A 22,976-nucleotide genomic window follows, 5' to 3' on the forward strand; every position below is an offset into this window, starting at 1 on the left:
CGGCAAGTCATCGTTAACGTCGTTGCTCCAGATTGGCGCCCGAAGTGCTTAGCGCTCCGTAAACCGTGTTTCGCTGGAAAGTCGCCATGCCCGTCAGGATCAAGGTCGCCGCCGCCCTCACCCTGGCGGTCCTCGCGCTCCCGGCCGCCGCCTGGGCCCAGTCCGCCGGGTCCTCAGGAATGGGGACCTATACCGCCGGCTACGGCGGCTCGCGCTACACCACCGCGCAGCCGCAGAGCGGGTCGACCCGCGACGCCAACGGCAACCGCCTGATCGTCAACGGGATCATCCAGACGGGCGCCAGCGCCTATTCCAGCACGACGGGCGGTGTCGGCTACGCCGGATCGAGCTCCGGCAACGGCCAGACCATCGGCGGCTCCACCGCGATCGGCAACAGCCTGAACGTCGTCGTCCAGGGCAACCACAACACGGTCATCGTCAACTCCAGTCAGGTCAACAACGGCAACGTCACCGCCGGTACCGACCTGAACGGCACCCTGAGGCTTCCATGAGCGTCGGCCGTCCCTTGCGCCTGATCCGGACCGTCGGCGCCGCCGCCGCCGCCGCCGCCCTGCTGGGCGGCTGCATCTCGTCCGGAGCCGGGCCCAGCGGTCGCTACGCCGCGCCCATCGGCAATGCGCCGGTGACGGCCAATCCGACCCCCTACTCCGCCGCTCTGGTCTGCATGGCGGACTACGCCCGGCGCTACAACCTGCCGTCGCCGCGCCTGGCGGTGGCCCGGATCGCGGACTACACCGGCACGGTGTCGGCGGACGGCGGACGCCAGGTCACCGGCGGCGCCTCGCTGATGGCCATGACGGCCCTGGCCAAGGCCGGCGCCCGGCAGGTCGAGCGCTATGACACCTCCGTTTCGGAAATGGAGCTGCGCTACGCCAACAACCGCCTGATCGGCGACGAGGGCGCGGGCGGCGCCGAGGACGTCCAGTATCGCCGCATCATCGCCGGTTCGGTGCCGGGGTCCGACTTCTATATTGTCGGCGGCATCACCGAGGTGAACTACAACATCCGGTCCGGCGGCTTCGACGTCGCCGGCGGCCAGACCACGGACACCCCCCTTTCGCTCGCCGCCTCGGGCAAGATGTTCGTGATGAACATCGCCATCGACCTGCGGCTGGTGCAGACCACCAGCCTCGAAATCGTGGACGTCGTCTCCTACCAGAAGCAGATCATCGGCCGGGAGATCTCGGCCGGGGTGTTCGACTTCCTGGACGGCAACGTCTTCGACATCTCGGCCGGGGAAGGCGCGCTGGAGCCGGTGCAACTGGCCGTCCGCGCCCTGATCGAACGGGCCATGGTCGAGTTCATGGCCAATCTGTACGGCGCCCCGGGACCGGAGGTCTGCCTGCAGGCCGGGCAGGATCCGCTGGCGGGCACCGTCAGCATCACCGGCGGCTACTATCCGGCTTATCCCAACACGGACACCAACAATGGCCAGACCCGCGCCGATCCGTCTCGCTGGCACGATCGCCGCGACGGTGATGTGCGTCGCAGCCGCTACTGAGGCCGCCGCACAGACCCCGCCACAGGACAACAGCATCGTCCTGAACAACCAGCTCCAGCTGGGCGACGTCTTCGCCGACCAGACGCTGAACGTGGTCGACGCCCAGGAGCAGGTCACGGTCGCCACCACCGCCCATGGCAACAGCGCCTCCGGCGCGGTCGAGAACGGCTCGGTCACCGTGCGCTCGGACCAGGACATGCGCGGCGACGCCATCGCCACGACCTCGGTCACCCTGGGCGGCGACACCGCGGGCCCGGTGGCGGTCAGCTCCGACGCGGGCGGCAACTACCTGGCGGTCAGCGGCTATGCTGCCGACGTCACGGTCGAGGCTGTGCAACGGAACACCGGTGGGCTGGTCGGCGCCCTGACCGAGGTCGGCGATGAGAACGCCCGCCTGCTGGCCGGCGGAGTGATCTCGGCCACGGCCACGTCCAACACCGTCTCGCTCTACGGCGAAGGCAGCGTGGTCCAGGGCGCGGTCGAGCAGTCGAGCTCCGCCACCGTCCGCGCCTACAGCCGGCTGGAGAGCCAGTACGTCCCGGCCGCCGCCGAGGTGCAGGCCCAGTCGATGGGCAACGCCATCGGCGTCAACAGTCTGCAGACCTCCGGCCAGAACCTGACCTTCGACCAGACCTCGAGCGGCGACTACGTCGAGGCCGAGGCCAGCGCCAATACCGGCAACGGCTGGGATCTGGCGGCGCGGGCGCGGGCCGTCGGCAACTACGCCAACAGCTACAACTCGGGCGGCTCGGTCGTGACCGACTCGGCCCAGGACAACGCCGCCTTTATCCGCTCGGCCTCGACGACCACGGCCTACGACTACGGCCGGGCTCAGGCCTACGCCAGCGGCGCCGGCAACCAGCTGTCGGTCGGCAACAACGACATCTACGTCGAGATCGACAGCAGCCAGATCAACACCGGCGGCGTCGAGGTCACGGCCACCTTCGTCGGAACCAACGGCTACGACGTCTATGTGGGCGCGGAAGCCACCGGCAATGCGGTCACCGGCTACGCCTGTTCCGAGTGCCAGGGGTATCTTGAGGCCCGCAACACCCAGACCAACTCCGGCGACGTCTCGGCCCAGGCGAACACGGTCGTGAACGGGTCCGGACGCTCGGTCATCTCCAGCACGACGGCGACGGGCAACTCGGCCACCTTCTACGTCTCCCGGCCCTCACATTAATCTTCGGTAACTTGAGCCCCGACGTTCGGTCGCTGAAGGGTTGCGCGGGGCGTCAGCGGTCGATCGGACTTGCGGTCCCTCCTGTTTGCCGGCGCGCCCGCACGGGCTGAGAAATGCGCCTTCGGAGACTGACCGCCCCATGCGCGCACCTCGCCGTCTGCTTCTTCTCGTGGCCGCCTCGGCCCTCGCCCTGACCGCCGCCGCCCCGGCGCTGGCGCAACAGGTCGCGCCGACCGATCCCTTCGCCCAGGCGACCAGCGACGTCCCGGCGGACGCCAATGTGCGCTACGGCGTGCTGCCCAACGGCATGCAGTACGCCGTCCTGCGCAATGCGACGCCTCCCGGTCAGGCCTCCTTCCGCCTGCGGATCGACGCGGGCTCGTTGATGGAGAACGAGAACCAGCTGGGGCTGGCGCACTTCATGGAGCACATGGCCTTCAACGGGACCACCAACATCCCGGAGAACGACCTGCTGCGGATCCTCGAGCGTCTCGGCCTCGCCTTCGGGGCGGACACCAACGCCTCGACCGGCTTCGACCAGACCCTCTACATGCTGGAACTGCCGCGTACGAATGACGAAACGGTCGACACCTCGCTGCGCATCATGCGCGAACAGGTGTCCGAGGCCCTGATGGCCCCCGACGCCGTCGACGCCGAGCGCGGCGTGATCGAGGGCGAGGAACGGCTGCGCAACACGCCCGGCCTACGTTCGATCAAGGCCCAGTTGGCCCTGCTGGCGCCCGGCCAGCGCATCTCGCAACGGATGCCGATCGGCGATCTGGACATCATCCGCACCGCGCCGCGCGAGCGTTTCGTGGAGTTCTACGAAGCCTATTACCGTCCGTCGCGGGCGACCTTCGTGGCGGTCGGTGATTTCGACGTCGACGTCATGGAGGCCAAGATCCGCGCGGCCTTCGAAAGCTGGCAGCCCAAGGCCGCCGACGGTCCGGAGCCGGATCTGGGCGCGGTCGCGCCGCGGCAGCCGGAAACCCGCATCCTCGTCGAGCCGGGCATCCAGTCGAACATCCAGCTGAACTGGACCAAGGCGCCCGATCTGGATCCCGACACCGTCGCCGAGCGCCGCTCGAACCTGATCACCAACCTGGGTCTGGCGGTGCTGAACCGTCGTCTCGGCGAGATCGCCCGCGGCGACAACCCGCCGTTCGTCTCGGCCAGCGGCAGCCAGTCGACCCTCGTCGACAGCCTCGACATCGCCTCGATCTCGGCCAGCTTCAACCCGGGCGGCTGGCAGCCCGCCCTGGAAGCGATGGAGCAGGAACAGCGCCGTCTGGTGCAGTACGGCGTGTCGGACGCCGAGCTGCAGCGCGAGATCACCGAATATCGCACCGCACTGGAGAACGCCGTCGCCGGCGCGGCCACCCGACGCACGCCGGCCCTGGCCAACAGCCTCGCCGGCTCGGTCAACGCCCGTGCGGTCTTCTCCTCGCCGCAGACCAACCTCGAACTGTTCAACGCCGCCGTGGACGGCCTGACCGCCGCCCAGGTCAACCAGTCGCTGCAGACGGTCTTCACGGGCGGCGGGCCGCTGGCCCTCGTCGTCACGCCCGTCGAGATCGAGGGTGGAGAGGCGGCCGTGACCGCCGCGCTTGAGGCCTCGCGCCGCACGGCGGTCGCCGCCCCGGCCGCCCAGGCGGACCTGCAGTGGCCCTATACGCAGTTCGGCGCCGCGGGCGCCGTCGCCCAGCGACGCGAGATCGCCGAGCTCGGCGCCACCGTCGTCACCTTCGCCAACGGCGTGCGCCTGACCGTCAAGCCGACCGACTTCCGCGACGAGCAGATTCTGGTCAGCGTCCGCACCGGCATCGGCGAGCAGGGCCTGCCGACGGACCGCTCCACGCCGCTGGCGCTCGCCTCGGCCTATGTGACCCCGGGCGGGCTCGGCCAGCTGACGTTCGACGAGATGAACCGCGTCCTGAACGGCCGCGTCTATTCGGCCGGCTTCTCCATCGACAGCGACAGCTACCAGTTCTCCGGCGCGACCCGTCCCGCCGACCTGGGCCTCGAGATGCAGGTGCTGACGGCCTATCTGACCGACCCGGGCCTGCGCCCGGCGCCGTTCCAGCAGATCAAGGGCCTGTTCCCGCAGATCGTCGCCCAGCAGATGGCCACCCCCGGCGGGGCCTTCCAGGTGCAGGCGTCCGGCCTGCTGGCCAGCGGCGACAAGCGCGAAACCTTCCCGACCGCCGAGGAAGTCGCCGGCTGGACGATCGAGGAGGCCCGCGCCGGCCTCACCCAGGGCCTGAGCACCGGGCCGATCGACCTCGTGGTGGTCGGCGACGTCACCGTCGATGACGCGATCGCCGCGGTCGCCCCGACCTTCGGCGCCCTGCCCCGCCGCGGCGCGGACGCCCAACCCGCGCCGGGCGCCACCGAGCTGCGCTTCCCGGCCGGCACGGCGACCCCGGTTCGCCTGACCCACAACGGTCCGGTCGAGCAGACCCTGGCCTACATCGCCTGGCCGACCACCGACGCCGTCGACGACCGGACGGAAGCCCGCCGGGTCTCGGTGATGACCGAGGTCCTGAAGCTGCGGGTGCTGGAGGTTATCCGCGAACAGCAGGCCCTGGCCTACTCGCCCGGAACCGGCGCCAGCGCCTCGGACGTCTACCGCGGCTACGGCTCGGTCTCGATCCGCGCGGAAATCGCTTCGGACAAGGTCGACGCCTTCTATGCGGCGGTCCAGTCGATCGTCGACTCGATGAAGGCCGAGCCGCCCAGCGAGGACGAACTGAACCGCGCCCGCCTGCCGGTCATCGAGTCGCTGCGCCGCAGCCAGGCCGGCAATGAGTACTGGCTGGGCCAACTGGCCGACGTGGCCGCCAAGCCTTCGGATATCGAACAGACCCTGACCCATATCCCGGATCTGGAAGCGGTCACCGCCGCCGACGTCCAGGCCCTGGCGCAGCGGTATCTGCGTGACGATACCGCGTGGAAGGCCATCGTGGTTTCCGCCCAGGCCCAACAGTAGGCCGAAGCGGAGCCCCAACAGAAAGGCCCCGGCTCTGCGTGAGCCGGGGCCTTTTTCGTTTCAGCGCTGCGCCGGTCGCCCCCGGATCAGACAGGGCCCTCGACCGTCACCTCGCAGTTCTCTCCGTCTGGCCGCGCATTCAGCCGGTAGGTCTTTCCCGCCTCCGCCTCGACGGTGACGTCGCCGGGGGTCAGCCGGGAGCCCCAGGTCGCCCGGAATTCGCATATCACATTGATCTTGCGCGTCCCGGGCGGGACATCGGTCGTCGTACCGAGTTGATAGCGGCGCACCCAGAGGATCTCTCCGTCATCCACGGTGCGGATCATGACCCGAACGCCGGGGCTGTCGACACCTTCGATCCGTGCGGTGGGATCAACCACGCCCGACATGGCCGGGACGAAGGCGACAAGCGCGGCGAGGGACATGACGGTCATCGTGTTTCGGCTCCGTTTCCTGCTCTGACGCCGGAACAGGAGGCGGTTCCCCCGCCGGTGTCAATCAGCAGGCCGACTGACAAAAAAGGCCCCGGTCTCGGGACCGGGGCCAGTTTCGCTTCTCAGGATCACCGGCGGAGAGCCGACGACCTCGCAATCCTGGGCCTTCCCGCCTGACCACAGGCTGAACGCCGCGTTCAAGGGATCAGAAGACCCGGCCGCCCACGCCGCCGTCCAACGAAAGGGTTCCGCCGGTCAGGGCCATGCCCGACTGTTCGACCACTTCCTCGCGATAGGCGGTGTAGGTCTCTTCCCGGACCCAGGTCAGGATCTTCACCCCCGCGCCGTAGCGGCGCAGCAGCGAACGCTCGTTACAGTCCCGCTCGGCCCGTTGGGCCCGGCACTCGAGGTTGCCGCCGCCGTACCAGAGCGCCTCGCCCTTGCGGCAGGTCACCGTCTCGCCGTGGTCGAAACGGACCTCGCCTTCATATTCCGCCCAGGTGAATTGCATGGAGGTGCCGGCGAGGCAGCGGTACAGCTCCCCCTCATAACCCCCGTCGACCTCACGGTCGGGCCGGACCTGCGAGGCCGGATGGGGGATGGCGCGGTCATCAATGCAGACCGCCTGGATGACCACCCGCTTTTCCCAGCGGCGGCGCGATTCGTAGGGCACGCGGACAACCTCCCGCACCCGCGCGCCCTCGACGTTGAGACCGTTGATGGTCGTGGGATAGGGCTGATCGACCGTGACGTAGGCCGATCCGCCGCCGCTCACCCAGACGGAGCCGCCCGCACGGGCGTTGATCCCCGCGGCCGTTCGCGCGGTCGCGTTGGCGTTGGCGCCGGCGTTCACGTTCACATTGATGTTCAGGTTGCCGCCGCCGCAGCAGGAGGGCGGCGGGGGCGGAGAGCAGCACACCGGCGGCGGGGGCGGCGGCGGAGGCGGGGGCGGCTCGCAACAGGGCGGCGGCGGCGGTTCGCAACCGCTGCTGCACTGGGCCGCAGCGGAATCGGCGACCGCCGACAGGGCGAGGAAGCCCGCCGCGGCCGGCAGCCAGGTCATGATCCGCACCGCCATGGGCCGACCTCCAGATGAGTTTTCGCGCGCCCGCGACGCATGCGGAGCGCTCCAGCCTCAAGGAAACTCCAAAAGCCTTGCATTTCCGTTGCCTTCGCGGCGCGGCCCTTGCGGCATTCCGTCCAGAGGCGAATGCAGTGTTTCATCCCGATACGCAGTTTCTGATCGACCACTGGACCGGTCTGGCCCGCGCCCCCGGCGTGCGCGGCGGCATCCCCGCGCGCGCGGCGCTGGCCCCGGAAGCCTTCGGACGACGACTGGCCCGCACCTTCATCGTCGACCGGCGGGATGAGGGCGCGGTCCTGACGCTCGCGGGCACGGCGCTGGAGGCCCTGTGGCGCGCCCCCCTGGCCGGCACGCCCCTGAACGCCCTGTGGACCCCGGAATCGACCGATCTGGTGGAACAGGCCCTGACGCGGGCCGTGCGCGAGGCGCGGCCGCTGGTGGTGTCCGCCGTCACCACCGGCGAGCCATCGATGGCGCTGGAGATGGTGGTCGCCCCGATGCGAAGCGCCTCGGGCCGGACCGATCGCCTGATCGGCCTGTTCGCCCCCGCCCCCGCCCTCGCCCCTGTCCGCGGCCTCGCCCCCCGCCTGGTCGCCCGTCTGGTGGTCAACGCCGGCGTTCCCGGCCGCCCCGCGCTGAGCCTGGCGGTCAATGAAGGCCGCAGGATCGCCTGATATCCCTGCCGAATTTCTCGGCCCCTGACGCGCGACCACTGGACAGACGCGCCGCGGCGCCCGCATGAGGCGGGCAGCGGTCGTTCGGGGGAGCGCCAGATGTCCATGACCACGACCGAAGTCTTCCTGATCGCCATGCTGCTGATCTTCAGCGTGCCGTATCTGGTCTGGCGCCTGTTCCGCACCGACTACTGGGCGCCGCTGGTGGTGGTGCAGATCGTCGTCGGCATTCTTCTGGGGCCCGGCGTTCTGGGCGCCCTCTTCCCGGACTACTATCGCTTCGTCTTCAGCGACGAGGTGATCTCGGCCCTGAACGGGATCGCCTGGTGGGCAGTGATGATCTTTGTCTGGATCGCGGGCATCGAGCTGGACCTCAAACAGGCCTGGCGGCGGCGGGTCGAGACCGGGATCACCGCGGGCCTCGCCCTGACGGTCCCCCTGCTGTTCGGGGCGGTCGCCGCGATGGGCATGCTGGCGCTCAGCCCCGACTGGGCGGGGCCCGAAGGGAAACCCTGGCAGGTCGTTCTGGGGATCGGAATGGCCTGCGCGGTCACCGCCCTGCCCATCCTGATCCTGCTGATGGAGAAGATGGACATCCTGCGCCAGCCCCTGGGTCAGCGCATCCTGCGCTACGCCAGCCTGGACGACATCGCGGTCTGGGGCGTGCTTGCCCTGATCCTGCTCGACTGGGAGCGGATCGGCCGGCAGGGGGCCTTCCTGATCGGGTTCACGGCCGCCACCGTGGGCGTCCGCATGCTGATGCGACGCCTGCCGCAGCGCGACCGATGGTTCGTGTCCCTGATCTGGCTCGCCGCCTGCGGCTTCGCCGCGGACTGGGCGGGGCTGCACTACATGGTCGGCGCCTTCCTGTCCGGCGCGGTTCTGGATGCGGAGTGGTTCGACCAGGAGGAGATGGACCGGTTCCGCCAGACCATCCTGCTGGCGGTCATGCCGGTCTTCTTCCTGTCCACCGGATTGAAGACCCGGTGGGACGTCGGCGGCCTGATGGTCTTCGGCGCGGCCGCGGCCCTGCTGGTCGCCTCGGTCGCCGGAAAGCTGCTGGGCCTGCGGATCGCCGGTCGCATCCTGAAGTGGAAGCAGGGCGAGGCCTCGATCATCGGCTGGCTGCTGCAGACCAAGGCCCTGATCATGATCATCTTCGCCAACATCCTGCTGGACAAGCAGGTGATCACCAACACCACCTTCACGGCCCTGCTGCTGATGGCCGTCGGATCGACCATGCTGACCACCCCGATGGTGGCGCCGCGGCTGAAGCGCCCCGGCGACCTCCTGGCCCGGGACAGCTAGACCGGCTTCAGATCGGTGACGTAGCGCTTCCAGTTCTGGACATAGTGCTGCGCCGAAACGCGCAGCGCCTCGATCTGGCCCGGCTCCAGTTCGCGCACCACCTTCCCGGGCTGGCCCATCACCAGCGAGTTGTCCGGGATCACCTTGCCCTCGGTGATCAGGGCGTTGGCGCCGATCAGGCAATTCTTCCCGATCTTGGCCCGTCCCAGAACCACCGCCCCGATGCCGATCAGGGTGTTGTCACCGATCTCGCAGCTGTGAAGCATCACCATATGGCCGACCGTAACGCCGTCCCCGATGGTCAACGGCTCACCGGGATCGGAATGCAGAACGCTGCCGTCCTGGATATTGGTGTCGCGACCGATGGTGATGGGATCATTGTCGCCGCGCACCACCGCGCCGAACCAGACACTGGCGCCCGGCTTCAGAATCACGTCTCCTGTCACCACAGCATTCGGCGCAACCCAGTATTCGCCCTCCGGCGGAAGCTGCGGTTTCTTGTCCGCCAACGCATAGATCGTCATCGAAACATCACCTCATCTTTGGCTTAATCAGCGCTTTAAGCCTTCGTAAACCACGCTAGCATCAATCTGTTGATGCGATTCGAGGACGACATTTCGCCCCCGGATCCGAAGCCGGATCAAGCCCGGTCCGGTCAAGCTGGGGGAACGCGCGTGATGCGTTCGGTTCGGCGGCCCTGTCCGCTGGAGTCTGGATACTCCTCCGACCCGGGCGGATGCTGTGCATTCTCCTTTTTCCTCCCCACGATCGTTCGAGGCGGTGCTTTCGCGGCATCGCCTTTTTTCATGCCCTGGAGGCGTCCATGACCAAACGTTCGGCCCTGAAGCGTCAGACCCGTGAAGCGTCCCGTGAGTTCGGGGTGCTCGATTCGAGCCAGTTCATCCAGGACGCCAAGGTCCGGCGATTGCCGACCCACGCGGGATGGTCTCCCCATCCGTCCAACGACGAGCGTGACCAAGCCTATCTGAAGACGCTGAAACCGAAGTCGGACGGTCAGGCCGAGCTGATGACCATGATCGATCATCACAACCTGGTCCTGGCCCTCGGGCCGGCGGGCACCGGCAAGACCTATCTGGCCGTCGCCAAGGCGGTCGAGGCGCTGGAGGCCGGCAAGGTCGGACGCATCGTCCTCAGCCGCCCCGCGGTCGAGGCCGGGGAATCGATCGGCTTCCTGCCCGGCGACATGGAGGACAAGCTGGCCCCCTATCTGCGCCCCCTCTACGACGCCCTGTCCGATCGTCTGTCGATGAAGCGGGTCAAGGCGCTGATGGCCGAGGGCCTGATCGAGATCGCCCCCATCGGCTACATGCGCGGCCGGACCCTGAACAACGCCTTCATCGTCGTCGATGAGGCGCAGAACTGCACCTACACCCAGTTGAAGATGCTGCTGACCCGGCTGGGCTGGCACTCGACCATGGTGGTCACCGGCGACCCGCAGCAGTCCGACCTGCTGCCCGGCATCTCGGGCCTGGCCGACATCGCCGAGAAGCTCTCGGCGGTGCCGGACATCGGCGTGGTCAAGTTGGCCGAGCGCGACATCGTCCGCCACCCGCTGGTCGCCTCGATGATCGGCGTCCTCTGACGCTGCCCGTCGGCTGATACGGAAAAGGGGCGCCGGATCGACCGGCGCCCCTTCTTTCCTGCCCCCCGGGTCAGACCAGAGAGGTCACCGGCGGCGTCTCCCTGACCGGCGGCTTCGGCTTGCCGCCGAAACGATCAATAAGGGCGAAAACGAACGGGTTCAGCGAGATCGACAGCAGGGCCGCCGCCAGGATCAGGTTCTGGGTGTCCGGATTCATGCCGCCCAGATCGACGCTCATCTTCGTCAGGATGAAGGAGAACTCGCCGATCTGCGCCAGAGCCGCGGCGACGGTCAGGCTGGTCGCCTTGTCCAGCTTGAAGGCGGTGGTGATGACCAGCGCGGCCAGCGACTTGCCGACGATGATGATCGCCAGGACGCCCAGAACGCTCAGCGGACGCTCGACCAGGATATGCCAGTCGAACAGCATGCCGACCGAGACGAAGAACAGCACCGCGAAGGCGTCGCGCAGGGGCAGGGATCGCTCCGCCGCATTGTGCCCCAGCGGCGAACTGTTCAGCACCAGTCCCGCCAGGAAGGCGCCCATGGCGAAGGAGTGGAACAGGGCATAGGCGACCCAGGCGATGCCCAGCGCGATGGCCAGGACGCCGAGGGTGAACAGCTCACGGGACTTGGTGTGGGCGATCCGGACCAGCACCCAGGGGAGCACCTTGGCGCCGACCACCAGCATGACGGCCGTGAAGGCAGCGACCTTGAACAGGGTCCAGCCCATCGACGCCGCCAGCGCGCCGCCGTTCACCTCGGTTCCCGGCTGGACCACCACCAGCGGCAGGACCACCAGGGCGATCACGATGACCAGGTCCTCGACGATCAGCCAGCCCATGGCGATCTTGCCGACATCGCCCTTGACCTGCTTCCGCTCCTCCAGCGCCCGCAGAAGCACAACGGTCGACGCCACCGACAGGGCGAAGCCCATCAGCACGGCCTCCACGTCTCCCAGTCCGAGAAGCCGGCCCAGCCCCCAGCCGAGGGCGGTGGCCGCCGCAATCTGCACGAGGGCGCCGGGCACCGCGATCCTGCGGACCTTCATCAGATCGGCCAGCGAGAAATGCAGTCCGACGCCGAACATCAGCAGGATCACGCCGATCTCGGCCAACTGCGGCGCCAGTTCCTGATCCGCGACGAACCCCGCCGTATGCGGCCCCACAAGAATGCCGGCCACCAGATAGCCGACCAGCGGCGACAGCTTCAGCCGATTGGCCACCATCCCGAAGACGAACGCCAGGACAAAGCCTCCCACCAGGGTGAGAATCAGGCTGTCGGCGTGGTTGGCGACATCGGTGGCGTGCTGGGCCACATCGGCAGGCGTCATCGGCGCTCCTTCAGGTGCGTGCGGGAGAATCCTTGCGGGTTGAAGCGTGACATCTGGGGCTTCCGCCCTCCCGGGACAAGCCGCAACAGGCGGGCCGCGACCCTGTGCCACGAGAAAAAGGCACTTCGCGCCCGCGACGGGGGCTGCTAACCGGGTCCGCTCAATTTTCCGGCGACCCGAATGAAAATCCCCCGCATTACCTACGCCGCCTTCGGCTTCGCCCTGTTCGTCATCGTGCTGGACCAGATCACCAAGGCCTGGGTCCTCTCCGGGCTGCACATGATGGATGACGGCGGCGTCCTGCTGGACCGCGAGCTTTGGGGCTACCGCTCGATCCAGGTCTTCGGGGACATCTTCCGCATCACCTTCGTCGCCAATGACGGCGTCAGCTTCGGCCTGTTCGGCGACGGCTCCGCCCGCTGGTTCCTGAGCGTCTTCTCGGTGATCGTCGCCGTCTTCCTCGGCTGGTGGGCGTTCAGGGCGGACCGTCGCCTGCTGATCACCGCGATCGGCCTGGTGATGGGCGGCGCCATCGGCAATGTCATCGACCGTATCCGCTTCGGCTTCGTCGTCGACTTCCTGGATTTCTCGGGCACCGGCGTCTTCCCCTGGGTCTTCAACATCGCCGACAGCGCCATCACCGTCGGGGTGGTCCTCCTTTTCGTCGACAGCCTGATGACCGAACGCGCCGCCCGGCGCGCGGCGGCCGCCGCCTCCCCCGCCGGGACCGCACCGTCCGGGCAGGGCTGATTCCGGGATCATTTCCCGCTGTTCCGCCCGAAACGGCGCGAACCGGGAATGGTCGTGGTTGGCCTCGCCGCCGAAAAGTCGTAATCACCCGCTTCCACTAGGGTTTCCGCAGGCGCCTCTCCGGCGCGTTGCTCCGGGATTGATCATGCGTCTTCGCACTACCGCCGTTCTGACCCTGGCCGCCTCGGCCCTCGCCCTTGGCGCCTGCTCGAGCCTGCAGCAGAGCATCGGCCTGTCGAAGGTGACGCCGGACGAGTTCCTGACCGTGTCGACCGCGCCGCTCACCGTGCCGCCGGAGTACGGCCTGCGTCCGCCCGCGCCGGGCCAGCCCCGGCCGCAGGAGCTGGCTCCGGAGTCGGCCGCGCGCCAGATCCTGCTCGGCCAGCGTCAGTCGGTGACCCGGTCGCAGGGCGAACAGATCCTGGTGGCCCAGGCCGGCGGCGACCACGCCGATCCGCTCGCCCGCTATGTGGTGGACGACGAGTTCGGCGATCTGGCCCACAAGGAAGAAAGCTGGGCCAACCGCGTCCTGTTCTGGCGCCGGGACGAGCCCTCGACCCAGACCGCGACCACGACCCAGACCGCGGACGGCGCCGTGACCATCGACGCCGCCAGCGAATACGCCCGCATGCAGGCCCTGACCGGCGGCCGCGCCGGCATCAGCATCACGCCGCGGCGCGACACCGGCTTCAAGCTGCCCGGCCTCTAGGCCGCCGACAGATTGCGAAACATCAGGCCCGGACGTCCTCGTCCGGGCCTTTTTCGTTCAGGCCTTGGCCGCGCCGGCCCTGAGCCCGCGCTCGGCCGCGGCGACCACGGCGACCCCGACCAGGGTCAGGGCGGCGCCCGTGAGAATCTGCGGGGTCAGCACATCCCCCATCAGCGACCAGCCGATCAGGATGGAGACGACCGGGGTCGCCAGCAGATAGGGCGTCACCCGCCCGGCGGGGCGCTTCTGCACCAGCCAGAACACCAGGGTCGTCGCCAGCACGGACGACACCACCCCGGCCCAGAGCAGGCAGGCCCAGACCAGCGGCCCGGTGGCCTTCACCGCCTCCAGTTGGCCCCGCTCGAAAAAGGCCGAGGCGAAGGCGAGCGTCGGCAAGGCGACGAGCGCCAGCAGGCCCTGCATTTTCAATGGCGGGATCGAGGTGGTGCGCCGCGCGATCACTGTGGTCATGGCCCAGGCGGCGGCGGCGGCGACGCCGACGGCGACGGCCTTCCAGTCCTCGATGGCGTGGGCGTCCAGGGTCATCCAGCCCACGCCGAGGAAGGCGACTCCCATGCCGATCAGGGCTCCGGTCGACAGTTTCTCGCCCAGTACGAGGAAGGCGAACAGGGCCGTGAACGGCACCCACAGCTGGGTGGCCACCGAGACCGGACTGACGTCATGGGCCAGCCAGAAGGCCAGATAGACCAGACCGTAGTGCAGAGGCCCGCCGATGCAGACGATCAGCAGCAGGCTCTTCCAGTTCGGAAAGGGCGGGCGGACGAAGGGAATCAGGCAGAGCGCGGCGATGGCGAAGCGCAGGGCCCCGGTCATCAGCGGCGGCAGGACCTCGGTCGCCACCTTGGCCGCGGCGTTGTTGACGCCCCAGATGACGATGATCGCCACGATCGCGGCGATCTCGAGCGGGCTCAGGGGGCTGTGGGGTTTGTCGGGCGTGATCACCGGTCGGCTATCGCACAGCTGGATGCGAAGGCCACGTCAAGAACCGTATCGCGACGTTTCCGAGGTCAGGGAGCGACCCGTCGCTGCACGCGTCGCAGCATGGGCGTGCCTTCAATCTGGGTGATCAGCATATCCCCTGCACGAGCGTCGCCGACGGGGCTGTCCAGGATCGCGCATTCGAAGGCTTGGAACGGCTGGCCATCGCGCAAGACCAACATTCGGCCGGGCGGTCTCAGCCAACGTACGGTGTAGGTGACTCCGTCCATCTCGTCGGCACGGGTCAGGCTGGATTCGATCTCGGCCGATGAAGCCTTGGGCCGGTTCGAGGCGAGATACATCATCCCGACCCGGTCGCCATTCACGGTGTACCGGGTCCACTCGTAAGGCGCCCGGGCGTAGAACTCCTCCACCCCCGGCTCAGCGGAACGGACAGAGACGAGGCTCCAGGTCCCGGCGACATTGGCGGCGCTGCAAGGCGCGGCAGCCGCCGTACCGGCGACCGTCAATGCCACAACGGCGGCGATCAGGGACAGGATATCCTTCACGCCGCCGCCTCTCTTTTAGAACGGAATGTCGTCGTTCAGGTCGTAGCTTTCCTTCGGACCCGACGGCTTGTTGGCGCCGCCGGTCGAGAAGCCCGAGGAATAGTCGTCGTCGCCGCGACCACCGCCGCCGTAACCGCCGCCCGAGCCGCCGCCGCTGTCCGCGCGACCGCCCAGCATGGTCAGTTCGCCGCGGAACTTCTGCAGCACGATTTCGGTCGTGTATTTCTCGACGCCGCCCTGCTCGTATTTGCGGGTCTGCAGCGCGCCCTCGACGTAGATGGTCGAGCCCTTCTTCAGATAGTTCTCGACGACCTTCACGATGTTCTCGTTGAACACCACGACGCGGTGCCACTCGGTCTTTTCCTTGCGCTCGCCGGTCGTCCGGTCGCGCCAGGTTTCCGAGGTCGCCAGCGACAGGTTGGCCACGCGCTCGCCCGAGTTGAGGGTGCGGATTTCGGGGTCACGCCCCAGGTTGCCGACCAGAATGACCTTGTTGACGCTGCCCGCCATCATCGAGCTCCTTTAGCTAGCTGGCCCACCGCGATTCTCGCTGTTCAGGCCGTTCACCCGTGGCCTAGCGCGCTTTCGCGCGACCGGGGCCGATTTGTCGTCGAAATCCACAGAACTCGGCGCCGCGCGCGATCGAGCCTGCGATCTGTTCCATTTTTGTTCACTTCTGTCCAGCCTCGACCGGCCGGACCGCGCCGCGGTCGGTTACTGCCCGGGGGCGACGGGCTCCTGTTCGATCGCGCCGGGCACCGCCAGACGACCGTCGCCGGTGCGCGCCAGGGCCATGAAGCGCGAGCCGTCGAGGCTCTTGCCGAACCACACGCCCGCCCGGTCGATGAAGATGAATTGCCCCTGATAGGCGCCCGTCACCTCCCGACGGTTGCCGCCCAGGGTCAGGAAACGCAGACGCATCTCCTCCAGTCGCGCGGCGCAGAACTCGATCTGGCTCTGATCGCGGGCCACGACGTTGAAGGTCGGCGCCTTGCCCTCCTCGCCGCGCTCCACCGCATAGCAGACGCCGGGCTCCGACGGAGCCTCGACGCCGCCCGCGCAGGCGCCGAGGACCGACGCGGCGGCGAGAACAGTCAGCAACGAAAAGGCGCGCATCATCAACGAAGTCCCGGGAACTGGCAGCTGCGGTCCTGCTCCGCGAGCGTGCGGAAGCGGTTGTTGTCGGGCGACTGCTCGACCCGGCGCGGCACCAGCCGGAGCGTCGTCTCGCCCCACCGGCCGTACAGGGCTTCACCCGGGCTCACGCAGGTTCCGGCGTACAGCTGCTGGACACACTGGTTCAGGCTCAGACCGCCCCCCAGAACGCGCCAGTCGGACCCGGTGTAGCGCAGGCACTGGGCGCCGGCGGCCTGCGGCTGTGTCTGCTCCACAGGCTGGGTCTTCTCCACCGGAACGGCGTCCGGCTTGGCCTCGGCCAGGTCGGTCGGCAGCTCGGCCGGCGGGGGGGTGAGCGAGGCGGTCGGCGCGGCGACCAGAGCCCCGGTCGCATCCACGCCGACGTCCAGCGCATCCGTGGCCAGCCCGTTGCGCCGGGCGCAGTCGCTGAGCGTCGCCATGCCGACAAACTGCCCGTCGACGTAGCAGCGCAGCTCCCGGGTCGAATCCAGGCCCGGTGCGTCGGCGACCGCCACGGTCAGTCCGCCCTGGGAGGCGGGCGGCGGCTCGGCCGGTCCCTCCTTCCGGCCGCCCGAGACGAGCAGGCCGATGATCACGGCGATCACGACGGCCACGCCGGCGCCGATCAGGATGAGGATACGATTGTCCTTGGGCATTCAGGGCTCGCGCATAGGGAGCCCCCAATAACCCCGCCGACGCGGGGGCCGTCAACGCGTTTCGTCGTCGCGCGGCTCAGCCGCCGAGGCGCGCCAGCGCCGCCTGGTAGTTGGCGAGCTGCGCCTGCAGATAGGCCGGGGCCGTGCCGGTCACCGCGGGCGTCGCTGATTCCGGCGCCAGGGCGCGATAGGCGCTGCGGATGGCCGACATGGCCGCCTGGATCTTCTCTCCGGCGGCCTTGATCGCGTCGGCGCTGCCCAGGTTCAGGTTCGTCGGCAGTCCCAGTCCGAACGTCTGGGTCACGTCGTCGCCCGAAGTCTTGCCCACATATCCCTGGGACAGCCCCAGACCGGCGAGGGCGTCGCGCCCGGTCTCGCCCGACGTCAGAACAGCGCCGGTCGTTCCGTCCCGGGCGGTGATGCTCAGGCGCTGCAGACCCGTGCGCAGGGCTCCGGCCAGTTCACCGGGTTCGCCCTCCTTGGCGGACTCGGACGACACGGTCACCTTCAGCTTCATGTTCGACGCCTGCTCGATCTTCCGGGCGAGGGTCTGCAGAGTGTCGCGCGCCTCGATGGTGACCGCCACCTGGCGTCCGCCGTTGGCGGGGGAGACATAGAATCGGTCGCCCACCCGCAGGGAGGTGGCGTTGACGAGGGTCTTGGACTGGCTCTGGTCGATCTCGCCCTGCGGCAGGCCGAGACGGTCCAGCACGCTCGCCCCGCCCGAGGCCACGGCCAGCGTCAGGGGCGAGGCCTGCTGGCCGTCGCCGTCCCATTCGCGACGCCACTCGACGGCGCCGGTGGTCGCGTCCACGCGGGCGAGATAGGCCCGGGTCGGATCGGTGTCCTTCGCGCCCTCGGGGCGGTCCGCGACGCCCGTCAGCCAGACCTTCCCGTCCAGGATCTTCATGTCGGCCGCGTTGTCGTCGCCGGCGCCGCCGATATAGGTCAGACGGTCGTCGGTCGACGTCGTCAAACTGCCGTCGAGCACCGCCACAAAGGCGTCCTTGCCGCCGTGATGCGCGGTGGTGACCGTGCCGACGTCCAGGGCCGCGTTCCGGGTCGTTCCGCTCAGGACGACCTTGCCGTCGACGACCGCCAGACCGCTGATCTCGCCGCTGGCCTCGCCCAGATCGCGCGACGCCGCCAGCGTCGGCTTGCCGTCGCCGTCCAGGGTGAACTGTCGGACCACGATGCGGCCGTCCTCGATCCCCGCGGTGTAAAGGTTGCTTCCATCCACGGCGACCGCGTCGACGCCGTCGGTCCCGGCGGTGCCGAACTGGGCCGTTCCTAGGGCGGAGGCGACATAGGGGGCGGAGGGATAGGCCTGCGACGCGGTGAAGGCCTGGACGTAGCCGTCCCATCCTCCGACGCCCGCCGTGCCCGTCATCGCGGACTGGGCCCGTCCCGCGACATAGACAGCACCGTCAGGGCCGAAGCTCACCGAGGTCGCCTCGTCGGCCGCCCGGGCGCCACGGCGCTGGGTCCAGAGTTCCTGCCCGTCCGGATCGAAGACTGAAACGAAGCTGTCGGCGACGCCGGCGACATCGCCCGCCTTGCCGCCATCGAGCGCGCCGGTCACCGATCCCGCCACCGCCACCTTGCCGTCCGCATCGATGGCGATGGCGTAGCCGCTGGCGGTGGACGCGGCGCCGAGCGCCTGCGTCATCACCACCCGTCCCGCGGAATCGAGCTTGATCAGGGCCACATCCCTTTCGCCCTTGATCGGCTGGTTGTCCGGACCGGCCGTGAGGTCCGCGACCAGCCAGACCGAGCCATCCGGCCCGGTGGCGCTCGCCCGCACCGTCTCGACGCCGTCCGGCAGGGCCGTCTGGGACGCCCGACCGTCGACCCACTGGGTCTCCCCCACGCCCGCGACCGGAGCCGGAGCGGCTCCGCCCGTGTCGCTCTGGAATTTGAGCATCTGCAGGCCGCCCGCGGTTCCGGACGACTGCACGACATAGACGGCGTCCGCGGTCTCGGCGGGCGCGAAACTGATCTTCTCGGTCGACACCCCGCGCACGACCAGGGCGAACTGGTCCGGCCCGGCCGGCAGGGTGATCGTCTTGCCGCCCGTGGTGATGGTCTTGGGCTCGGGCTTGACCAGCTCGCGGCCGATGCGGGTTTCCAGTCCCGCCGCTTCCAGCTGATCGTTGATATGGCTGAGGACGTTCGTCAGCGTCCGCGGCGTCGACCCCATTCCCGCCAGGTCGATGTCCACGCCGACCGTCGTGTTGTCGGACTTGCGCGCCGAAATGGTGAACCGGACGTCGCCGGCGAACGCGGGAGACAGATCGTCGGGCGAGCCTTCGTGAATCGGTCCGGTGACCGAGATCGCGCTGTCCCTCGCCACGGCGGCGGTCGTCTTGCTCGTGGTTGACGACGTGCCCTGCACCAGACGGATGCCCTCAAGATCGGCGGAGGGAATCCATTTGCTGATCTCCGAAAGTCCGGCCGCGAAGCGCCGCTCCAGCTGGCTCAGCTCCAGCGCGCCGACCCCCTTGGTCCCGGCCCGGTTCACGAGCGCGTTCATGCTCTCGAGGCCCTGGTAGAGGGCGAAGAGCTTCTTGTAGTCGGCCGAGGCGCCCTTCACGTCCAGTTGGGCGGCGCCCTCGTTGATGAAGCTGCGCCCGCCGAGAGCCGCCCGCAGCAGGGCGCTCTGTTCCGGCGCCTTCGCCGAGCTCGACCAGGGCGGCGTCGGTTGCTTCCTGGACTGGGCCAGCGCGGACGCGACCGAGGTCGACGACGACGTCGTGGTCGACGTCGTGCCGGTAAACAGTCCCAGAAGATAGCTGTTGTCGATCACAGTCGGCTCCCGCGCGCCAGTGTGGCGCCTGAGCCGTAACGAGGGCTTAACGCCGGGCGGGTCGCGCGAGACAGACGCCTCGACTCGCGGAACAATGATCCTCTGCGCCCGTTATGTGCGCGCCGAATACGGAGGATTGCCGGATGAGTGCCTTCGTCAACGCCCTTGTGTCGCTTCTGGCCCTGTACGGCTTCGGGCCGCGCGGCCATCGCCGACGGCCCGCGCCGATCTCGATCGGACGATCCGGAGATCGCCGGCTGGCCTGAACTCAGCCCTGGAAGAGCGACAGGATGATCTGCGGCGCCTGGTTGGCGATCGACAGGGACTGCGCGCCCAGTTGCTGCTGAACCTGCAGCGCCTGCAGGCGGGCGCTTTCCTTGGCCAGATCGGCGTCGACCAGATTGCCGATCCCCGATTCCAGCGTGTCCATCAGCTTGGAGACGAAGCTGTTGTGCGCCTCGATCTGCTTGGCCTGGGCGCCGATCTCACCGAGGGCGGCGTTCAGCTGGGTGATCGAATTGTCGAGCTTCGTCAGCGCATTGGTCGCGCCCGTCATGGTCAACAGGGTGTCCGTCAGCGACAGCTCGAGGATCGAGCCGCCCAGCGACAGATCCTTGGAGGACAGGGTCACGAAGGCCGAGGCGTCGGCGTTGGCCAGGAATTTGATCCCGTTGGTCAGGGAGCCGTTCAGGATATTGCCGCCGTCGAAGCTGGCGTTGTCGATGGCCGACTTGATCGCCTTCAGAAGGGCCTTGAAGTCCGCGTCGAGCAGTTGGCGCGACTGGGTCTTCAGCGAGCTGTCCTTGGCCGCGGTGACCTTTTCCTTGAGCTGGTTCAGCAGGTCGGACACTGACTCGCCGGCCGACAGGGCCACGTCGGCGATGGAGGTCGCCCGGTCCAGGCTCTGCTTCACCGCGCCCAGCGCGCCGACGTCCGCCCGCTGCGTCTGGGCGATGGCCCAGATGGCGGCGTTGTCCTTGGCGCCCTGCACCTTCAGGCCGGTCGACACCCGCCCCTGGACGTCCGCCAGACGACTGTTGGTGTTGCCCAGGTTCTGCAGCGCGATCTGCGCGGCGACATTGGTATGGACGCTATTCGTCATCCGACTCAGCCCTTCGAGGTTTGGTGAAGGCTAGGGCCGGAAGGGTGCACACATGGTTAACGCCGATTCACCACGCATTTTAACCGCGCGGATCGCTCCAGCACGGCGGGCCTTGCAGATTTTCGCTGACGTCAGGCGCGGGTGTCGATCACCGCGCCGGCGCTGTAGTCGGGCTTGTTCATCAGGTCGATGACCTGTTCGCGAGGAAACTGCTTCACCACCTCGCCGGTGACCCGGTCCATCGTCTTGTAGATGAAGGATCCGGTGCGCGGACCTTCCTCGATCACGAGACGATAGCGGGCGACCTGGTCCGCGTCCTGCCGGTTCTGCGTCTCGTTGACGTCGATTGCGGCGGGGGCGGTCGAGGAGGCGTCGTAAGCGGTTACCGCACTGACATTCGCATTGGTTTGCATCTCTCCTGCCGACGCATTTCAGGCGCCGGTTCCCTTCAGGGGGACAGGAACGGTCCGGCGGGACCCGAAGGTCCCGCCGTTCCGGTCGTTCCTTAGCGGAACAGTCCCAGCAGCATGGAGGTCGAGGAGTTGGCGATCGACAGCGCCTGCACACCCAGCTGTTGCTTGGTTTGCAGGGCCTGCAGTCGCGCGGACTCCTTGGCCAGGTCGGCGTCCACCAGGTTGCCGACGCCCGATTCGATGGTGTCCTGCAGCTTGCCCACGAAGTCGAGGTGGGTGCCCAGGGCCTTCGAACCCGTGCCCAGACGGGCCAGCGACGCCGACACGTTGTCGATCGACGTATTGACCTTGGCCAGGTTGGCGGTGGCGTTGGTGAGGGTGCCGATGCTCGCGGTCGAGGTCAGCGTGACGATCGAGCCCGAGAGCGACATGTTCTCGGCGGCGATATCGATCGTGGTCGAACCGGCCGAGTCGGCCAGGGCCTTGAAGCCGGCGGTGCCCGAGATCACGGCGACGCCGTTGAACTTGGCGTTCGAGACGGTCGAGGCGATCTGCTTGCGCAGGGCCACGAAGTCTTCGTTCAGGGCGTTGCGGGCGGCCGTGGTCAGGCTCTTGTCGGTGGCGGCGAGCGCCTTTTCCTTCATTTGCGTGAGCAGGTCCGACACCGTTTCACCGGCGGCGATGCCGACGTCCACGGCCGACTGGCCGCGGTTCAGGCTGTCCTTGACGGCATTCAGGGCGCCCATCTCGGCACGTTGCCCCTGGGCGATAGCCCAGACGGCGCCGTTGTCCTTGGCGGAGTTGACCTTCTTGCCGGTATTGATGCGGCTTTGAACCGTCGACAGTTCCGAGTTGGTAACCGACAGGTTCTGCAGGGCGACCATAGCGCCCATGTTCGTGTTGACGCTGTTCAGCGGCATGTCACGTAGTCCTTCTTTCAAGGTGTCCGACGCCATTTTGGCTGCCGGGAGCATTTTGCTCGGTGGACCTCGGAGCAAGGATAGGACCAGTCGCAATTCCGCCGTGCCACACGAGCGACCATTGTTTTTGCTACGTTAGTTCCTGTTAAGCATGCCGGGAGGTCGGCAAATCCTGCCGGGCCCCGGCAAAATCTGCCGGGAAGCCCTGCAGAAAATGCCGCTGCCGGGCGCGGTGACCTCAACCCGGGTCCGCACGCCGCGGCCTGGACCGGCCCGATCGGCCGGGCGTCTCCTTCCGACCGACCACCTCCCGGGCGGACCTTCCGTGGAGCAGGCGAAGACCGGCGATCAACTCCTGGGCGGTCGGCGCGACGAGGTAGAGCACCATCGTCAGGGCGAGCAGCCCCATCAGCGCTTCGGCCAGCCGCGGCGCCGCCTCGGGAGGGATCATGTCTCCCACGCGGGCCAGCAGCACCCAGAGCGCGGCGCTGGAGGCGAAGACGTACAGCCGGCGCCAGAACCAGCGCCCCTCGGCGAGAGGTCGTCCTGGCTCGCCCGTCGGTCCGGCGCCCTTCACGAATCCCGCTCCTCATCAGGCGCCGGGCCCGGGGACCGCCGCCAGCCGTTGTCCGAGGCCGCCAGGAGGTCCGCCCGGCTCAATGAGCGGGGCGTGTCGCCGTCCTCCGTGTCCAGCAACTCAATCTCTTCTTCGGTCCAGTCCGGGAGCATCGCCGTCACCCCCAGACCGTCAGCCAGACCGCTCCGGAGGCGCCCGCGCCCCCCGGGCCGCCCGAGCTGACGCCCGGCCGATCGGGCCGGTCCCGGCCGCGGCGTGTGGACCAGGGTTG

24 protein-coding genes are annotated in these 22,976 nt (G+C 68.4%); 10 read left to right on the plus strand and 14 right to left on the minus strand.

The annotated features are described in order from the left end of the window. Window positions 1-86: 86 nt before the first annotated feature. The 4 genes from hfaA to ACLQ7T_RS12085 all read left to right on the plus strand — a co-directional run bounded on the left by hfaA (window position 87) and on the right by ACLQ7T_RS12085 (window position 5,694). The gene (gene hfaA, locus ACLQ7T_RS12070; RefSeq protein ID WP_420479646.1) at window positions 87-512 is read left to right on the plus strand and encodes a holdfast anchoring protein HfaA; all 426 of its coding nucleotides are present in this window, start codon (window positions 87-89) and stop codon (window positions 510-512) included. Beyond that, window positions 509-1,522: a holdfast anchoring protein HfaB gene (gene hfaB, locus ACLQ7T_RS12075; protein ID WP_420479647.1), complete on the plus strand. Its 1,014-nt coding sequence runs from the start codon at window positions 509-511 to the stop codon at window positions 1,520-1,522. The genes hfaA and hfaB overlap by 4 nt, the downstream gene beginning before the upstream one ends. Beyond that, window positions 1,449-2,705: a holdfast anchor protein HfaD gene (gene hfaD, locus ACLQ7T_RS12080; RefSeq protein ID WP_420479648.1), complete on the plus strand. Its 1,257-nt coding sequence runs from the start codon at window positions 1,449-1,451 to the stop codon at window positions 2,703-2,705. The genes hfaB and hfaD overlap by 74 nt, the downstream gene beginning before the upstream one ends. Before the next feature lie 139 nt (window positions 2,706-2,844). Then, complete coding sequence (locus ACLQ7T_RS12085) at window positions 2,845-5,694, plus strand: M16 family metallopeptidase (protein ID WP_420479649.1); 2,850 nt, start codon at window positions 2,845-2,847, stop codon at window positions 5,692-5,694. Between the two features lie 86 nt (window positions 5,695-5,780). On the opposite strand, the gene ACLQ7T_RS12090 is transcribed toward ACLQ7T_RS12085, so the two are convergent. Beyond that, window positions 5,781-6,128 carry a hypothetical protein gene (locus ACLQ7T_RS12090; protein WP_420479650.1) on the minus strand — a complete coding sequence of 116 codons (348 nt, stop codon included), beginning with the start codon at window positions 6,126-6,128 and terminating at the stop codon, window positions 5,781-5,783. A 205-nt stretch (window positions 6,129-6,333) separates the two neighbouring features. Beyond that, a complete protein-coding gene (locus ACLQ7T_RS12095) occupies window positions 6,334-7,206 on the minus strand; it encodes a hypothetical protein (RefSeq protein WP_420479651.1) in 873 nt (290 codons plus the stop codon). Window positions 7,207-7,343: 137 nt separating this feature from the next. Between ACLQ7T_RS12095 and ACLQ7T_RS12100 the strand changes: the two genes are divergently transcribed. Together ACLQ7T_RS12100 and ACLQ7T_RS12105 are read left to right on the plus strand one after the other, a co-directional pair. Then, entirely contained in the window at window positions 7,344-7,886 is a 543-nt protein-coding gene (locus ACLQ7T_RS12100; protein ID WP_420479652.1) for a PAS domain-containing protein, read from the plus strand. 105 nt (window positions 7,887-7,991) lie between these two features. Then, window positions 7,992-9,194, plus strand: coding sequence for a cation:proton antiporter (locus ACLQ7T_RS12105; protein WP_420479653.1), 1,203 nt, complete (start codon window positions 7,992-7,994; stop codon window positions 9,192-9,194). On the opposite strand, the gene ACLQ7T_RS12110 is transcribed toward ACLQ7T_RS12105, so the two are convergent. After that, on the minus strand, window positions 9,191-9,718 hold the full coding sequence (locus ACLQ7T_RS12110; protein ID WP_420479654.1) for a gamma carbonic anhydrase family protein: 528 nt from the start codon (window positions 9,716-9,718) through the stop codon (window positions 9,191-9,193). The genes ACLQ7T_RS12105 and ACLQ7T_RS12110 overlap by 4 nt on opposite strands. Before the next feature lie 287 nt (window positions 9,719-10,005). Here ACLQ7T_RS12110 and ACLQ7T_RS12115 point away from each other — a divergent pair, with 287 nt between their 5' ends. Next, window positions 10,006-10,797, plus strand: coding sequence for a PhoH family protein (locus ACLQ7T_RS12115; RefSeq protein ID WP_420479667.1), 792 nt, complete (start codon window positions 10,006-10,008; stop codon window positions 10,795-10,797). 70 nt (window positions 10,798-10,867) lie between these two features. Here the strand turns inward: ACLQ7T_RS12115 and ACLQ7T_RS12120 are convergent, their stop codons facing one another. Then, complete coding sequence (locus tag ACLQ7T_RS12120; RefSeq protein WP_420479655.1) at window positions 10,868-12,127, minus strand: cation:proton antiporter domain-containing protein; 1,260 nt, start codon at window positions 12,125-12,127, stop codon at window positions 10,868-10,870. 180 nt (window positions 12,128-12,307) lie between these two features. Between ACLQ7T_RS12120 and lspA the strand changes: the two genes are divergently transcribed. Both lspA and ACLQ7T_RS12130 read left to right on the plus strand, forming a co-directional pair. Beyond that, on the plus strand, window positions 12,308-12,877 hold the full coding sequence (gene lspA / locus ACLQ7T_RS12125; protein WP_420479656.1) for a signal peptidase II: 570 nt from the start codon (window positions 12,308-12,310) through the stop codon (window positions 12,875-12,877). Window positions 12,878-13,022: 145 nt separating this feature from the next. Then, a complete protein-coding gene (locus ACLQ7T_RS12130) occupies window positions 13,023-13,586 on the plus strand; it encodes a DUF3035 domain-containing protein (RefSeq protein WP_420479657.1) in 564 nt (187 codons plus the stop codon). Window positions 13,587-13,643: 57 nt separating this feature from the next. Here ACLQ7T_RS12130 and ACLQ7T_RS12135 read toward each other — a convergent pair whose 3' ends face one another. The 6 genes from ACLQ7T_RS12135 to ACLQ7T_RS12160 form a co-directional block, all read right to left on the minus strand. Continuing rightward, window positions 13,644-14,549 carry a DMT family transporter gene (locus tag ACLQ7T_RS12135; protein ID WP_420479658.1) on the minus strand — a complete coding sequence of 302 codons (906 nt, stop codon included), beginning with the start codon at window positions 14,547-14,549 and terminating at the stop codon, window positions 13,644-13,646. Between the two features lie 65 nt (window positions 14,550-14,614). After that, window positions 14,615-15,094 carry a hypothetical protein gene (locus ACLQ7T_RS12140; protein WP_420472115.1) on the minus strand — a complete coding sequence of 160 codons (480 nt, stop codon included), beginning with the start codon at window positions 15,092-15,094 and terminating at the stop codon, window positions 14,615-14,617. 15 nt (window positions 15,095-15,109) lie between these two features. After that, window positions 15,110-15,604 (minus strand): single-stranded DNA-binding protein, encoded by a 495-nt coding sequence (ssb, locus tag ACLQ7T_RS12145; RefSeq protein WP_420472114.1) that lies wholly within the window; start codon window positions 15,602-15,604, stop codon window positions 15,110-15,112. A gap of 204 nt (window positions 15,605-15,808) precedes the next feature. After that, on the minus strand, window positions 15,809-16,213 hold the full coding sequence (locus ACLQ7T_RS12150) for a hypothetical protein (protein ID WP_420479659.1): 405 nt from the start codon (window positions 16,211-16,213) through the stop codon (window positions 15,809-15,811). After that, window positions 16,213-16,887, minus strand: coding sequence for a hypothetical protein (locus ACLQ7T_RS12155; protein WP_420479660.1), 675 nt, complete (start codon window positions 16,885-16,887; stop codon window positions 16,213-16,215). The genes ACLQ7T_RS12150 and ACLQ7T_RS12155 overlap by 1 nt, the downstream gene beginning before the upstream one ends. A gap of 76 nt (window positions 16,888-16,963) precedes the next feature. Then, entirely contained in the window at window positions 16,964-19,693 is a 2,730-nt protein-coding gene (locus tag ACLQ7T_RS12160; RefSeq protein WP_420479661.1) for a transcriptional regulator, read from the minus strand. Window positions 19,694-19,836: 143 nt separating this feature from the next. On the opposite strand from ACLQ7T_RS12160, the gene ACLQ7T_RS12165 reads away from it, so the two are divergent. Next, window positions 19,837-19,959 carry a hypothetical protein gene (locus tag ACLQ7T_RS12165; RefSeq protein ID WP_420479662.1) on the plus strand — a complete coding sequence of 41 codons (123 nt, stop codon included), beginning with the start codon at window positions 19,837-19,839 and terminating at the stop codon, window positions 19,957-19,959. A 2-nt stretch (window positions 19,960-19,961) separates the two neighbouring features. Here the strand turns inward: ACLQ7T_RS12165 and ACLQ7T_RS12170 are convergent, their stop codons facing one another. From ACLQ7T_RS12170 to ACLQ7T_RS12185, 4 genes are all read right to left on the minus strand, one after another. Continuing rightward, on the minus strand, window positions 19,962-20,795 hold the full coding sequence (locus ACLQ7T_RS12170) for a flagellin (protein ID WP_420479663.1): 834 nt from the start codon (window positions 20,793-20,795) through the stop codon (window positions 19,962-19,964). A gap of 131 nt (window positions 20,796-20,926) precedes the next feature. Further along, on the minus strand, window positions 20,927-21,208 hold the full coding sequence (locus ACLQ7T_RS12175) for a flagellar protein FlaG (RefSeq protein ID WP_420479664.1): 282 nt from the start codon (window positions 21,206-21,208) through the stop codon (window positions 20,927-20,929). Window positions 21,209-21,300: 92 nt separating this feature from the next. After that, window positions 21,301-22,128 carry a flagellin gene (locus ACLQ7T_RS12180; protein WP_420479665.1) on the minus strand — a complete coding sequence of 276 codons (828 nt, stop codon included), beginning with the start codon at window positions 22,126-22,128 and terminating at the stop codon, window positions 21,301-21,303. Between the two features lie 238 nt (window positions 22,129-22,366). After that, the gene (locus ACLQ7T_RS12185; protein ID WP_420479666.1) at window positions 22,367-22,705 is read right to left on the minus strand and encodes a hypothetical protein; all 339 of its coding nucleotides are present in this window, start codon (window positions 22,703-22,705) and stop codon (window positions 22,367-22,369) included. Between the last annotated feature and the right edge of the window lie 271 nt (window positions 22,706-22,976).

Origin of the sequence: Brevundimonas sediminis, assembly GCF_048799765.1 — a bacterium.
Taxonomy (GTDB): Bacteria; Pseudomonadota; Alphaproteobacteria; order Caulobacterales; family Caulobacteraceae; genus Brevundimonas.

Excerpts from the sequence above, each read along its gene's own strand:
- hfaA (WP_420479646.1), top strand. The coding sequence starts at position 87 with ATGCCCGTCAGGATCAAGGTCGCCGCCGCCCTCACCCTGGCGGTCCTC.
- hfaB (WP_420479647.1), top strand. The coding sequence starts at position 509 with ATGAGCGTCGGCCGTCCCTTGCGCCTGATCCGGACCGTCGGCGCCGCC.
- hfaD (WP_420479648.1), top strand. The coding sequence starts at position 1,449 with ATGGCCAGACCCGCGCCGATCCGTCTCGCTGGCACGATCGCCGCGACG.
- ACLQ7T_RS12085 (WP_420479649.1), top strand. The coding sequence starts at position 2,845 with ATGCGCGCACCTCGCCGTCTGCTTCTTCTCGTGGCCGCCTCGGCCCTC.
- ACLQ7T_RS12090 (WP_420479650.1), bottom strand. The coding sequence starts at position 6,128 with ATGACCGTCATGTCCCTCGCCGCGCTTGTCGCCTTCGTCCCGGCCATG.
- ACLQ7T_RS12095 (WP_420479651.1), bottom strand. The coding sequence starts at position 7,206 with ATGGCGGTGCGGATCATGACCTGGCTGCCGGCCGCGGCGGGCTTCCTC.
- ACLQ7T_RS12105 (WP_420479653.1), top strand. The coding sequence starts at position 7,992 with ATGACCACGACCGAAGTCTTCCTGATCGCCATGCTGCTGATCTTCAGC.
- ACLQ7T_RS12110 (WP_420479654.1), bottom strand. The coding sequence starts at position 9,718 with ATGACGATCTATGCGTTGGCGGACAAGAAACCGCAGCTTCCGCCGGAG.
- ACLQ7T_RS12120 (WP_420479655.1), bottom strand. The coding sequence starts at position 12,127 with ATGACGCCTGCCGATGTGGCCCAGCACGCCACCGATGTCGCCAACCAC.
- lspA (WP_420479656.1), top strand. The coding sequence starts at position 12,308 with ATGAAAATCCCCCGCATTACCTACGCCGCCTTCGGCTTCGCCCTGTTC.
- ACLQ7T_RS12130 (WP_420479657.1), top strand. The coding sequence starts at position 13,023 with ATGCGTCTTCGCACTACCGCCGTTCTGACCCTGGCCGCCTCGGCCCTC.
- ssb (WP_420472114.1), bottom strand. The coding sequence starts at position 15,604 with ATGGCGGGCAGCGTCAACAAGGTCATTCTGGTCGGCAACCTGGGGCGT.
- ACLQ7T_RS12150 (WP_420479659.1), bottom strand. The coding sequence starts at position 16,213 with ATGATGCGCGCCTTTTCGTTGCTGACTGTTCTCGCCGCCGCGTCGGTC.
- ACLQ7T_RS12155 (WP_420479660.1), bottom strand. The coding sequence starts at position 16,887 with ATGCCCAAGGACAATCGTATCCTCATCCTGATCGGCGCCGGCGTGGCC.
- ACLQ7T_RS12165 (WP_420479662.1), top strand. The coding sequence starts at position 19,837 with ATGAGTGCCTTCGTCAACGCCCTTGTGTCGCTTCTGGCCCTGTACGGC.
- ACLQ7T_RS12170 (WP_420479663.1), bottom strand. The coding sequence starts at position 20,795 with ATGACGAATAGCGTCCATACCAATGTCGCCGCGCAGATCGCGCTGCAG.
- ACLQ7T_RS12175 (WP_420479664.1), bottom strand. The coding sequence starts at position 21,208 with ATGCAAACCAATGCGAATGTCAGTGCGGTAACCGCTTACGACGCCTCC.
- ACLQ7T_RS12180 (WP_420479665.1), bottom strand. The coding sequence starts at position 22,128 with ATGCCGCTGAACAGCGTCAACACGAACATGGGCGCTATGGTCGCCCTG.